The sequence below is a fragment of the Luteimonas viscosa genome (assembly GCF_008244685.1).
Lineage (GTDB): Bacteria > Pseudomonadota > Gammaproteobacteria > Xanthomonadales > Xanthomonadaceae > Luteimonas > Luteimonas viscosa.
The window spans coordinates 2,887,772-2,900,621 of record NZ_VTFT01000001.1; the positions used below are offsets into that span (position 1 = coordinate 2,887,772).

A 12,850-nucleotide genomic window follows, 5' to 3' on the forward strand; every position below is an offset into this window, starting at 1 on the left:
TTGCCGGCTTTCTCTTTTTCCGGCGCGGTCCTGTCCCGGATTGCGTCGCTGCGCGATCGAAGAAGCATCGAAACTGAATTCGCGCGCGCCGCAAGTCATCGTTGTGAATACCGCCTTACGAATCCTTGATCCGGCCGTGATGCGTCCGCCGCAATGATGGAGCCATCGATGCGCAGCGGAACCATCGCACCGATGTCCCACCATCAACGAACCCAAGGAATGCAGCCATGAACAAAGACATCATTGCCGGCAAGTGGACCCAGCTCAAGGGTCAGGCCCAGGCCAAGTGGGGCGACCTGACCGACGACGTGTTCGACGTTGCCGAAGGCGACAGCAAGTACCTCGCGGGCAAGCTGCAGGAGCGCTATGGCTGGGAGCGCGAGCGCGCCGAGCAGGAAGTGCGCGACTTCGAGAAGACCCTGAACTGATGCAGCCGTAGCCGCGAGACGCGCGGCCGCGACGAAGGGTGGCAACGCCTCGCGCGAGCCCGCACCCGCAGCAACCAGAAGGGATGTCACGGGCAAGGGCCGGCACCGCCGGCCCTTTGCTTTGTGCCGACGTCCATCCGCAGGTGATCGTCAGCCCGATGCGGGGCGGTGGCCGGCGCGCGCGCCGGATCACTTCAACGCCAGTGCCCCGGCGGATCCGCCACGAACCTGCCCGGGAAGGCCCGCGGCCGCTCGCGATGCCACGCCGGAGGAGCAGGCGATGGCACGATCCCGCGCGCGGCGAGCGCCTGCGGCGCGTCGTAGCGCAGCTGCGTGAGCTGTGCCGGACGCGCGCTGGCGCGTGCGAACGAGGTCTGCCCGACCGGGGACCATTCGCGCCGACCGTGTCCGGTGCCGATCTGTTGCCGGGCCAGCCCGTCATCCGCGTGGTATGCATCCGCCGACTGTTCAGCCTTGGTGGCAGGCGCAGCGCGGCGCGACTTCCCGGCGTCCGCACCGTGGGCGATCGGCGGCGACGGCGGCGGATACGGGTGCTGATGTCGATCGGCGCGTTCTCGGAATACGGCCACCCCGATCGTGCCGACGTCGTCCGGGCGGCCGGTGCGCGCGGCATAACTGTCGGGCAAGGCGGTGAACACGAAACCGGCCACGTCCTGGTACGACTTGCGCCAGCCGGTGATCTCGGTGCTCTGCCAGGGCGCCAGTACGTAGCCGGTCTGCGAGGGGTGCGCGGTCTGGCCGGTGACGGCGTTGACGCCGTCGACCGAGAGCACCACCAGCACCCGTTCGCCCGTGTTGTTGGTCAGACGTACCCCGTAGCGGTGCCCGGGCGTTCCCGCGATCCAGGATTCATGCCGATGCCGATACTCGGGCAGCCACCGGCCGCTGTCGCGATCCACCACGTCGATGCGGACCAGCGAACGGGCGGCGGCGGGCGTCGCAGCCAGCAGGACGACGAAGGCGGCCAGCGCGGCCGGGGCGTGTTTGCGGATCATGGTCGGGATCTCCGGGCGGGTCGTGCGATTGAACGCACGCGCGCGCCGGGCGGGGTTGCCGCCACCGGAGGCGGCTGGCGCAACGGTTAAACTGGCGTTCCGCTTCCGTGTCCCGGCGCCCTGCAATGCCCCAGCGTCCCGTCCGCGTCCTTACCGGCATCACCACCTCCGGCACCCCGCACCTGGGCAATTACGTCGGGGCGATCCGGCCCGCCATCGCCACCAGCCGCGCCGCGGACACGGAGAGCTTCTACTTCCTGGCCGACCTGCACAGCCTGATCAAGGCCCAGGACCCCGCGCGCACCCAACGCTCCACGCTCGAGATCGCCGCGGCCTGGCTGGCCTGCGGACTGGATCCGGGCAAGGTCTGGTTCTACCGCCAGAGCGACATCCCCGAGATCACCGAACTGACCTGGTACCTGACCTGCGTCGCCGGCAAGGGCATCCTCAACCGCGCGCACGCCTACAAGGCGGCGGTCGACCGCAACCGCGCCGACGGCGAGGACGACGACAGCGGCGTGACCGCCGGACTGTTCATGTATCCGGTGCTGATGGCCGCCGACATCCTGGTCTTCAACGCCGACCGGGTGCCGGTGGGTCGCGACCAGGTGCAGCACATCGAGATGGCGCGCGACTTCGGCCAGCGCTTCAACCATGTCTACGGTCGCGAGTGGTTCGTGCTGCCCGAGGCGGTGGTGGACGAGCAGGTCGCCACCCTGCCGGGCCTGGACGGCCGCAAGATGAGCAAGAGCTACGGCAACACCATCGCGCTGTTCGCGCCGCCGGCGGAACTGAAGAAGCTGGTGTTCTCGATCGTCACCGATTCGCGGGCGCCGGGCGAAGCCAAGGACACCGAAGGCTCGGCGCTGTTCCAGCTCTACCAGGCCTTCGCCAGCCGCGAGCAGACCGCCGCGTTCGCGCAGGCCTTTGCCGACGGCATCGGCTGGGGCGATGCGAAGCAGCGGCTCTATGACCTGGTCGAGGCCGAAATCGCGCCGCTGCGCGAGCGCTATCTGGACCTGGTCGCGCGCCCGGGCGACATCGAGGACACGCTGCGCGACGGTGCGCGCCGCCTGCGCGAGCGTCATGCGACGCCGCTGCTGGCGCAGCTGCGCGAAGCGGTGGGCCTGCGCGACCTGTCGACGGTGCGGCTCGCCGCGATGGAGGCCGACGCCGTCGCGGAGAAGCCGTCGCTGGCGGCTTTCAAGCAGTACCGCGAGGCCGACGGCCGGTTCTACTTCAAGCTGGTCGAGGGCGAGCGCGTGCTGTTGCAGAGTCGCGGCTTCGACGCGCCGCGCGACGCGGGGCAGGCGATCGCAGCGTTGCGGCGCGGGAGCGTGCCGCTGGCGCAGGCACCGGCCTCGGCGGGCGAGGGCGTGACCGATGCGGAGGTGCAGGCCGCGCTCGATGCGCTGGCCGCCGCCGATGCGGAAAAGGCGGCGCGGGCGCAGGCATGAACCCGCTGGTCGAGCTCAACCTTACCCTGATCCTGTTCCTGCCCTGGTTCGCGATCCTGGCCACGCTGTACTGGCTGTTCCCGCGCCAGCCGCGCGGCATGAAACGCGCGCTGTACGACCTGGCGACGCTGGCGCTGGCGGTGGCCGCCTTCCTGTGGAGCGTGTACTGGTCGGTGGCCAATGCCGACACCCAGTACGGCAAGCTGTGGCCGCAGGTGCTGGCGACCGCGCTGGGCTACGGCGTGTTCCTCGCGGCGCTGGGGATCGCGTTCGTGGCGCGCCACCTGCTGTTCCGGCGCCGGCGCGGCTGAAGGCATGGTGATACAACCGGAGAAGGCGCGATGAATTTAGAGCGCATCACCCTCATCGACACCGGCTACATCCGCCCCGGATTGTGCGCGGCCTATCTGGTGCACGGCAGCGGTGGCCGCGCGGCGCTGGTGGATTGCGGCACCGCGACCTGCGCGCAGCGCGTGCTCGCGGCGATCGACGCCGCCGGCGTGGCCCGCGACGCGGTCGACTGGCTGCTGGTCACCCACGTCCACCTCGACCACGCCGGCGCTGCCGGCCCGCTGATGCGCGCGCTGCCGAACGCGCGGCTGGTGGTGCATCCGCGCGGCGCCCAGCACATGGTCGACCCGGAGAAACTCATCGCCGGCGCGAAGCGGGTCTACGGCGAAGCGATGTTCGCGCGCGACCATGCCGGCATGCTGCCGGTGGACGAGGCGCGCGTGGTGGTCGCCGACGACGGCCACGTGGTCGACCTCGCCGGTCGCCCGCTCGCCTGCGCCGACACGCCCGGGCACGCCCTGCACCACTACAGCGTGTGGGACGCGGCGACGCGCAGCTGGATCGCCGGCGATGCGTTCGGGCTGTCGTACCGCGAGTTCGACAACGGCAACGGCGCGTTCGCGGTACCGACGACCTCGCCGGTGCAGTTCGATCCCGGGCAGATGCAGGCCTCGATCCGCCGGCTGGTCGCGCGCGCGCCGGATGCGATCCGCATCGCCCACTACGGGATCGTCACCGAATGCGTGCGGCTGGCCGACGACCTGATCACGCTGGTGGATGCGATGGCGGCGATCGCGCGCGATGCCGACGCCAGCCCCGACCGCCACGCGCGGATCGTCCACGGCGTGACCGCGCTCTACGTCGAGCGCGCCGCAGCGCACGGCGTCGCCGATCCCGTTCGCAGCGTCGCCGCCGTGCTCGGCGGCGACATCGAGATCAACGCGCAGGGTCTGGGCGTCTGGCTGGACCGGGAAGCGAAGGCGCGCGCGGCCGGTTGAAGGGCGCGCCACCGCCCGCCGGCGGGATCGCCGTTATTCCCAGCGATTGAGATGCGGGCCGAACGGCTTGCGCTGCTGGCGCACCACGCAGAAGCGGTGGCCGCTGGGGGCCTCCATGACCCACCACGTGTGCACCTTCTCGATCTTCTTCGCGCCGAGTGCCACCAGGCGCTCGGCCTCGGCCTCGACGTCGTCGGCCTCGATGTCGAGGTGGATGCGCGAGGCGTGCGAGACCTTCTGCAGCAGCAGGATCGGCTCGTCGGCCTCCGTGTGCAGGCGCGCGTACTTGCCGTCGTCGTCCTCGTCGGGGGAGTCGACGCGCTTGCCGAGGGCCCGGCTCCAGAACTCGACGTGGGGTGCGAGGTCGTCGGCCTCGCAGTCGAGGACGAAAGTGCTCAGGCGGCTGTGGTGGGGCATGGCGGTCCTCCGTTGGTCGTGGCTTCCGGGTCATTCCCAGGCGCTGGGCGCTGCGCGCCGCTCCGGATCGCGCATCGGCACCACGCAGAAGCGGTGCCCGGTGGGCGCTTCCATCAGCCACCAGCGGTCGCGGACGAGTTCGATCCGGCGCGCGCCGAGCGCCTCGAGCCGGGATGCTTCGGCGTGGATGTCGTCGGCCTCGATGTCCAGGTGCACGCGCGAGGCGTGCTCGACCTTCTGCACTTCCACGTGCAGCCCGCCCGGCGCGCCGCCCAGGACCGCGTAGCGGCCGCGTCCGCCCTCGTCCGGGTCGGTGACCGGCAGGTCGAGTGCGCGGCTCCAGAAGCCGGCCGCGTCGGCCAGCGTGCCTTCGCCGCAATCGATCATGAAGCCGGCGAGTCTGCTGTGGTGGGGCATGGTGAGGCTTCCATGGGCGAGGGGATGGCGGGCACGGCGCATTGCAGCGGGGTGCTCTCGGGAGCGAAGGGGCAACGCAACGCGATCCCGACCATGGCGTCAGTCCGGCGCCGCGAGGTCGTCGAGCATCGCCTTGAGGAAGCGCGCGGCCTCGCCGCCGGTGCAGGCGCGATGGTCGAAGGTCAGCGACAGCGGGATCACCCGGTGCGACTCGAAACCGCCCACCACCGGCACGATCTGGTGGCGACCGCGTCCGGCTGCGACGATCGCCACGCACGGCGGTACCACCACCGGCGTCGCGTAGCGACCGGCGAACATGCCGAAGTTCGACAGCGAGATGGTGTAGCCCGACAGCTCGGCGGCCGGGATGCTGCGGTCCTCCACCCGGGCGCGCAGGCGGTCGATGCCCTCGCGCACGCCGCGCGCGTCGAGCAGGTCGGCGTTGCGCAGCGCCGGCACGAACAGGCCGTCGGCGGTGTCGACGGCGATGCCGATGTCGACATGCGGGTGCAGGGTGCGCACGAGTTTGTCGCCGTCGAACCAGGCGTTGAGCGCCGGTACCGCGCGCGCGGCGGCGCAGATCGCGCGGATCAGGCGCACGGTCAGGTCGTTGCCGGGTTGCCAGGCGTGGATGTCGGCATCGTCGACCAGGCTGGTCGGCACGACCTTGCTGTGGGCGTCTGCCATCACCCGCGCCATGTTGCGGCGCACACCCTTGAGCTGTTCGGGTTGCCCGCTGGCGCTGACCGTCGGCGGCTGCGTGCGCATGGGCTTGCCACCCGCGGAGAGTGCGGTGCGTTCGCCGGCGGTGCGCACGCCGCCGCGTCCGGCATTCTCGCCGGAGTGCCCCGCGCGCCCGGACCCCGCTCCGCCCGACGGGGCGGGGGATGGAGCGGTTCCGCCGGCGGCCGCCTGCTTCACGTCGGCCATGGTCACCACGCCGTCGGCGCCGCTGCCGCGCACGCGCCCGAGGTCGACCTTGAGCTTGCGCGCGAGTGCGCGCACCGCGGGCATCGCCCGGATGCCGCCGACCGACACCGCCGCTTCGGCATGCACGTCGTCGGACGCCTGCATCGCGCCGACCACGGTGCCGCTGTCGGCGCGTTCGCCGTCGCCAGGCTCCGACTTGTCCTCCGGCGGCGACTTGCCGCTCTGCTCGATCGCGCCGCCCTCGGTGGACGCGACCACGCGGTCGTCCGGCGCCGGATCCTGGCTGCCGACGCCCTTGCCGGACGCTGCCGGCGCGCCGTGGTGGTGGCCGGTGTCCTGGCCCTCCGCGCGCTGCGGCTGCGATGGATCGATCTCGAACTCGGCCAGCATCGCGCCGGTGACGATCACGTCGCCGGCATCGCCCGCGAGCCTGAGCACCTTGCCCGAGACCGGCGAGGGCACGTCGACCACCGCCTTGGCGGTCTCCATCGAGACGAGGTTGTCGTCCAGGCGGATGCTGTCGCCCTCCTTGACGTACCACTCGACGATGGTGGCGTCGGGCAGGCCTTCGCCGAGGTCCGGAAGCAGGAAGGTCTTCTTGTCGGCCATGTCGGTTCGGTGTTCCTGTCGTGTGTCAGTCGATGCGTTCGATCTTGCGCGCCGGGACCCAGCCCCGGGCGCCGCGCGTGTTTTCCACCCACCACCAGTCGGCCAGTTCGTGATGCAGGACGAGCGGCTCGCCCGGATCGACATCGAGCTCGGTGGTGTCGTAAGCGGCCAGCGCGGTCGCGGGACCGTGCTCGGCGTCGAACAGCGTGGCCGGGATCCAGCCGCCGATGCCGGTGGCGGTCGCCCAGACGAACTGCGGCCATTCGTCGTCCCGCTCGCCGAGCACCACGCGGTCGCCGATCCCGATCCGCAATGCCGGCCGGTCCGGCGCGCGATGGACGGACGTGGCGCGGGCGCGCGCCATGTTCAACTTGCCGCCAGGGTGCGCCTGGCCGCGGCGACGATCCGGTCGGTGCCCGGCATGTACTTCATCTCCAGCCGGAACAGCGGCATGTGCGTGTCGTAACCGGTGACGCGTTCGACCGGCGCGACCAGGTCGTACATCGAATGCTCGGCCAGGCGCGCCGCGATCTCGGCGCCGAAGCCCGCGGTACGCGGCGCCTCGTGCACGATCACGCAGCGGCCGGTCTTGGCCACCGATTCAGCGATGGTGGCGAAATCCAGCGGCTTGAGCGTGGCGACGTCGATCACCTCGGCGCTGATGCCGTCGGCGGCCAGCTGTTCCGCCGCCTCGAGCGTTTCCTTGACCTGCGCGCCCCAGGTGACCAGGGTGACGTCGCTGCCGTCGCGCAGCACGTAGCACACGTCCAGTGGCAGCGCCTCGCCGTCGTCGGGCACGACTTCCTTGTACTGCCGGTAGATGCGCTTGGGCTCGAAGTAGATCACCGGGTCCGGCTCGCGGATCGCGGCCAGCAGCAGGCCGTAGGCGCGCGCGGGCGAGGACGGCAGCACCACCCGCAGGCCGGGCACGTTGGTGAACATCGCCTCGTTGGCCTCGCTGTGGTGCTCGGGCGCGCGGATGCCACCGCCCCAGGGCACGCGCAGCACCATCGGGCAGGTCAGGCGGCCGCGCGTGCGATAGCGGAAACGCACCGCGTGGCAGATGATGTGGTCGAGCATCGGGTAGACGAAGCCGTCGAACTGGGCCTCGGCCACGGGTTTCATGCCCATCGCCGCCATGCCGACGGTGAGTCCGGCGATGGTGGTTTCGTCCAGCGGCGTGTCGAGCACGCGGTCGGCGCCGAAGCGCTGCTGCAGGCCGGCGGTGGCGCGGAACACGCCGCCGTTGACGCCGACGTCCTCGCCCAGCACCACCACCGAGTCGTCGTTGCGCATCTCCCAGGCCAGCGCCTGGGTGATGGCCTCGATCAGGGTGATCGCCTTCGCCTGCCCGGCCTGGACGCCGTCCTTCGTTTCCTGGCTGACCGCGGCTTTCATGCGCGGCCCTCCAGCGCCAGCAGTTGCGCGCGCTGCTCGAGGATGTCCGGCGGCGGATCGGCGTAGAGGTAGTCGAACATCGCCTCGGCCGGCTGGGTTTTCGTGTCGAGGTAGGCGTCGATCTCGACGTCGACCAGGCGCGTGCATTCGGCCAGCCAGTCCTTTTCCTGCGCCTCGTCCCACAGGCCCTGCGTGGCGAGCCAGGTGCGCAGCCGCGTGACCGGGTCGCGCGTCCAGGCATCCTTGACCTCGGCCTCGTCGCGGTAGCGGCGCGCGTCGTCGGCGGTGGTGTGGTCGTGCAGGCGATAGGTCATGAACTCGATCACCGTGCCGCCTTCGCCGCCGCGCGCGCGCTCCATGGCCCGGCGCATGCCCTCGAGCACCGCGAACAGGTCGTTGCCGTCCACCTGCAGGCAGTGCAGGCCGCCGGCCAGGCCCTTCTGCGCCAGCGTCTGCGCGCCGGTCTGCGCGCTGCGCGGCACCGAGATCGCCCAGCCGTTGTTGATGATGCACTGGACGAACGGCAGGGTGTACGCGCCGGCCGCGTTGATCGCGGCGTAGGTGTCGGTCTTGGAGCTGCCGCCGTCGCCGCAGCAGGTGACGGCGACGCGCTTCTCGCCGCGCAGCTTGAACGCCAGCGCCGCGCCTGCGGCATGCAGGCACTGGGTGGCGATCGGCACCGCCCAGGGGAAGTCGTGGCGCGCGTCCCGGTAGTCGTTGCCGCGTTCGTCGCCGCCCCAGTACAGCAGGATCTCGCGCAGGCGCACGCCGCGCATGATCTGCGCGCCGTACTCGCGGTAGCTCGGAGCCAGCACGTCCTCGGGCCGCATCATCGCGCCGATGCCGATCTGGGTGGCTTCGTGGCCCAGGCAGGGCGCGTAGGTGCCGAGCTTGCCGGTGCGCTGCAACGCAACCGCCTTGCCGTCGAAGGCGCGCAGGAACAGCATCTGCTTGAACAGCGCCAGGATCTCGTCCTTCGGCGGCATCGACGCCGGCAGGTCGGCGACCATCCGCCCGTCGTGGTCGAGGTATTGCAGGTACTCGATCTCGAAACTCGCGGCAACGCGCATGCACTTCCATCCGGTCGTTGTCGAACCCCGGATGATAAGGTTTCTTGCGTAAGGATCCGTTGCGCATTGCGGCATGCGCGGGCCGCGCGCGTGTGCTTGCGTTCGTATGTCTCGTCCGTGGGGCGGTGCCGCCGAGTGCGCCCGCGCGTGGAGGCCCGCCGGGCACGGGCCGGCCGGCGCCCGCCCCCTTGCCCGCAGCGGGCAAGGGGGCGGCTCAGTCAGTTGCCGAGGGTCGCGCGCACCGAGACGTTGCGGAACGCGCGCACCCCGACCAGCTTGACGAACCAGGTCCCCGGCGCCGGTGCCGTGAGCGCGATGGTCTCGTTGTTGCCCGGCCGCTGCGAGCGTCCGTCGAAGTCGTTGGCGGTCGGGATGCGGTCGTGCGCGACGTACAGGGTGACGTCGCCGCTGCCGCCGAAGCTGAGCAGGCGCAGCTGTCCGGCGCCCTCCGGCACGTCGATGCGGTAGACCAGTTCCTCGCCGGCCGTGCCGGCCTGGCCGCGGACCGACACACCGTCCTCCAGCACCGGGATGCCGGCGTACGGATCCTCGACCAGTATGGCGGCGCCGGAACTGTTGTTGTCGAGGTCCGTGTCCTCGGTCTGCGCGGTGACGGCGGCGGCAAGCGTGACCTGCGTGCCTTCCAGCGCCCCGGGTGCGGTGGCCGAGAGCGCGAACACCGCCTCCTCATCCGCGGCCAGTGCCTGCGCATTGCACGCGACCGTGGTCGAGCCGCCGTCCACCACCGGGGCCTCGCAGTCCCAGCCCGCGGGCGCCGCGACCGCGAGGTCCGCCAGCGCCGCGTCGAGCACGAAGCCCGCGCCCGGATGTTCGGCATCGTCGGGACCGTCGTTGGCGACCACCGCCGAGAACTGCAGCGCCTCCCCGGGGGCGACCGTGGCCGCCAGCGCCTCGGCTTCCACCGACAGGTCGGCGAAGCGCAGCGCCGCCAGCCGCACCAGCAGCACGCTGGGATCGTGGTCGGACAGCCGCGAGGGCGTATCGTCCTCGTTGCGCGCGGTTTCCGGGAAGTCGGCGCTGATCCGCGCGTGGCTGATCTCCAGCCCGGCGACCAGCGGCGAATCGACCAGCGCCTCGTTGACCAGGACATGGTCGAGCGACTGCGCCTGGTAGTCGAACACGAACGAGTAGCGCTGCTCCGGGTCGGCCAGCAGGGTGAGGTTGGACAGGTCCGGCTCGACCAGGTCCACGCCGTCGCCGTCGACCGCGGTCTGCGCGTCGGGCGAGGGCAGGCCGGTGACCGTGCCCATGGCGTCGACCAGGCCGTCGTTGAACTCGAAGGCGTTGAAGTCGCCCATGACGATCACGTTGCGTGCCGGATCGTCGGCCTGCATGCCGTCGACCAGGCTGGCGAGGAACTCCGCCTGCGCCTGGCGCTTGGCGCGCACGCGCTGCCCGAGCGTCAGCCAGCCGCTGCTGCCGTTCTCGTCGCTGTCGACACCGTTGAGCGAACGCTGGTGCACCACGATCGCGGTGAACGGCCAGCTGCGGCCGTCGGCGAAATGGACGACGGCGTCGAGCGACAGCGGTGGGCGGTCGTTGAGCAGGCTGGTGCTGCCGTCAGGGTTCTGTAGCACCTCTGCTGCGCCGTGCTGGACCACGCCCAGCACGTCCACACGCGGCGTTCCGGCGCTGACTTCCCCGGCCTTGACCAGGAAGCCGACGTCGATCCCGCCGACGTCGTTGCCCTCGAGCAGGTGGGCGGTGTAGCCCGGATCCGGCCCGCCGGCCGCGAGCGCATCGGCGTTGATGCGCGCGGCCAGCGCCTGCAGCACGGCCTGGTTCTCGACCTCGACCACGCCGACCACGTCGGGCGCGTGCAGGTAGCCGCGGATCGCGAGCGAGGCCTTCGCCAGGCGCCGCTCGAAGGCCGCGGCGGTCAGCACCGGCTCGCCGATCGCAGGATCGTTGTCGTCGTCGAAGAAGCGCTCGAGGTTCCAGGTCGCGAAGGTGGCGTCGTCGGCCGTCGGCAGGCGCGAGGGCACGGGCAGGCCGGTCGCACTGCAGTCGACCGTCAGCGCGCCCTCGGGATGGATGGTGTAGCGGCGGAAGGTGTAGTCGAGCGGACCGACCAGGCTGCCGTCGGTGATCAGGCAGCCGGCGGCGACGTTCGCGGCCGGCGCGCCGATGGTGGTGCTGTTGACCGCGATCAGCTCGGGGTTGAAGTCCCAGCGCGGGATGTCGGTGGCGCTGCTGCCCAGCGGGTCCGGGTCCGGCACCGGGATGCCCGGCTCGCGGAACGGTCGCGCATTGCCGGTCACCACCACGGCGAAGCGGCCGTTGCTGGTGGCCGTGGCCTGGGACTCGTTGACGTTGCCGCCTGTGGGCGCGACCACGGTCGCGCTCGGCACCACGACGCGCATGGCCTCGTAGGGCTCGAGCTGTTCGAGCCCGTCGTCCGCGTTCGGCAGGTCGACGGTGAGCGCAACGGGCGCCGGCAGTGCGTGCCCGCCCGACAGCGCGGTCACGCTGGCATTCACCAGTTCGGTCAGCGGCAGCTGGTATGGATCGGCGGCGGGGACGTATTCGTCCACCGTGCCCTGCACCAGCACCCGGTTGCCCACGGCCGCGGCGTCGGGCGGCGTGCTGCTGGTGAACACGAAAATGCCTTCGGACGTGGCCGGATTGCCGTCGTCCTCGCCGTCGGGCGTCTGCAGGAAGAAGCCGTTGTTCTTGCGCGCGGTGACGATGCCGGTGGTGGCGACCGCCATCCCGTCGTAGGACGACAGCTGTCCGGCACCCTGGATCGCGGAGATCGAGACGGTTTCCACGTCGTCGTTGAGGATCGTGCCGACCGCCTGCGCATCGGCGAGCTCGGCACCGGCGATGTTCGACAGGTCGACGAAGAAGGTCTCGTCGGCTTCCGTGACGCTGTCGCCGACCACGTCGACGCCGATCGTGACCGAGGACGAGCCTTCCGCGATCGTCGCGGTTCCGCTCGCGGCGAGGTAGTCGTTGTCGGCGGTGGTGGCGGTGCCGTCGGCGGTGGCGTAGTCGACGCTCACGCCGCCCGCGCCCGCCGGCTGGTTGAGGCTGATGGTGAAGAAGAACGGCGTGGTGCCGGTGTCGCCCTCGGCGGCGCCGGTGTCGCCGATGCTGGCGTAGACGATGCCGCCGCCCCCGCACGGCGCGGGCAGCGAGGACGTGTTGCGCGGCGCGGGCGCGGCGCTGGTGAAATCGGCAGCGTTGTCGTCGCTGTCGCCGCAGCCGTTGTCGGCGCGGAACGCGGCGCTGGCGTTGTTGAGCGCCGGTGCGGCGCCGCTGCCCTCGAAGAAGTTGGCGCCGCCGAAGCCCACCAGGTCGACGATCAGCGCGAGCTGCGCGGGGGTGCACGGCGTGCTGCCGCCGTTGCAGCCCAGGCTGGTGGTCGATTCGACCAGCGCCACCTTGCCAGCGCTGCCGGACATGTTGATGGTGCCGCTGGCGTCGGTCGGCGGCAGCGGGACGCCGTTGGCGCCGCCGGCCAGCCCGACCAGGAAGTACTGGCCCGGTTCGAGCGTCGCCGCGGGCAGCACCAGCAGCTGGCTGCTGCCGGCGCCGAAATTGCCGGTGCCGGTCGCGCTCGCGTACTGCAGCGACAGGCCCGACAGCGAGGCCGGCTGGCTGCCGCGGTTGAACAGTTCGACGAAATCGTTGGTATACGGCGCGCCGCTGTTGCCGCCGCCGCCGTAGACCTGGCTGACGACGACCTGCGCCTGCGCATGGGCGGCGAACAGCGCGCCGCAGAGAACGAGGGCCGGCAACAGCCGGCGGACGAGCCGAATGCCCACGAAAGACTCCTAGGTTCGATCCGCTGCC

12 protein-coding genes are annotated in these 12,850 nt (G+C 71.2%); 4 read left to right on the plus strand and 8 right to left on the minus strand.

Features of this window, described 5'->3' with window-relative positions; genetic code table 11:
* The first annotated feature begins 227 nt into the window (after positions 1-227).
* Positions 228-428, plus strand: coding sequence for a CsbD family protein (locus tag FZO89_RS12810; RefSeq protein ID WP_149103621.1), 201 nt, complete (start codon positions 228-230; stop codon positions 426-428).
* A 194-nt stretch (positions 429-622) separates the two neighbouring features.
* On the opposite strand, the gene FZO89_RS12815 is transcribed toward FZO89_RS12810, so the two are convergent.
* Complete coding sequence (locus tag FZO89_RS12815) at positions 623-1,444, minus strand: hypothetical protein (protein WP_149103622.1); 822 nt, start codon at positions 1,442-1,444, stop codon at positions 623-625.
* A 125-nt stretch (positions 1,445-1,569) separates the two neighbouring features.
* On the opposite strand from FZO89_RS12815, the gene FZO89_RS12820 reads away from it, so the two are divergent.
* From FZO89_RS12820 to FZO89_RS12830, 3 genes are read left to right on the plus strand one after another with little or no spacing between them, the layout of a single operon-like run.
* On the plus strand, positions 1,570-2,901 hold the full coding sequence (locus tag FZO89_RS12820) for a tryptophan--tRNA ligase (RefSeq protein ID WP_149103623.1): 1,332 nt from the start codon (positions 1,570-1,572) through the stop codon (positions 2,899-2,901).
* Entirely contained in the window at positions 2,898-3,212 is a 315-nt protein-coding gene (locus FZO89_RS12825; protein WP_149103624.1) for a hypothetical protein, read from the plus strand. Before FZO89_RS12820 ends, FZO89_RS12825 begins: the two co-directional genes overlap by 4 nt.
* A 30-nt stretch (positions 3,213-3,242) precedes the next feature.
* Positions 3,243-4,190: an MBL fold metallo-hydrolase gene (locus FZO89_RS12830; protein WP_149103625.1), complete on the plus strand. Its 948-nt coding sequence runs from the start codon at positions 3,243-3,245 to the stop codon at positions 4,188-4,190.
* A gap of 33 nt (positions 4,191-4,223) precedes the next feature.
* Here FZO89_RS12830 and FZO89_RS12835 read toward each other — a convergent pair whose 3' ends face one another.
* From FZO89_RS12835 to FZO89_RS12865, 7 genes are all read right to left on the minus strand, one after another.
* Positions 4,224-4,607, minus strand: a complete 384-nt coding sequence (locus tag FZO89_RS12835) for a VOC family protein (RefSeq protein ID WP_149103626.1) — start codon at positions 4,605-4,607, stop codon at positions 4,224-4,226.
* A 30-nt stretch (positions 4,608-4,637) separates the two neighbouring features.
* A complete protein-coding gene (locus FZO89_RS12840) occupies positions 4,638-5,024 on the minus strand; it encodes a VOC family protein (protein ID WP_149103627.1) in 387 nt (128 codons plus the stop codon).
* Positions 5,025-5,123: 99 nt separating this feature from the next.
* Entirely contained in the window at positions 5,124-6,563 is a 1,440-nt protein-coding gene (locus FZO89_RS12845; protein ID WP_149103628.1) for a dihydrolipoamide acetyltransferase family protein, read from the minus strand.
* Between the two features lie 25 nt (positions 6,564-6,588).
* Entirely contained in the window at positions 6,589-6,927 is a 339-nt protein-coding gene (locus tag FZO89_RS12850) for an SH3 domain-containing protein (RefSeq protein WP_149103629.1), read from the minus strand.
* A 2-nt stretch (positions 6,928-6,929) separates the two neighbouring features.
* Complete coding sequence (locus tag FZO89_RS12855; protein ID WP_149103630.1) at positions 6,930-7,961, minus strand: alpha-ketoacid dehydrogenase subunit beta; 1,032 nt, start codon at positions 7,959-7,961, stop codon at positions 6,930-6,932.
* Positions 7,958-9,031 carry a pyruvate dehydrogenase (acetyl-transferring) E1 component subunit alpha gene (gene pdhA, locus FZO89_RS12860; RefSeq protein ID WP_149103631.1) on the minus strand — a complete coding sequence of 358 codons (1,074 nt, stop codon included), beginning with the start codon at positions 9,029-9,031 and terminating at the stop codon, positions 7,958-7,960. Before pdhA ends, FZO89_RS12855 begins: the two co-directional genes overlap by 4 nt.
* Positions 9,032-9,249: 218 nt before the next feature.
* Positions 9,250-12,822 (minus strand): lamin tail domain-containing protein, encoded by a 3,573-nt coding sequence (locus FZO89_RS12865; RefSeq protein WP_149103632.1) that lies wholly within the window; start codon positions 12,820-12,822, stop codon positions 9,250-9,252.
* Positions 12,823-12,850 lie beyond the last annotated feature (28 nt).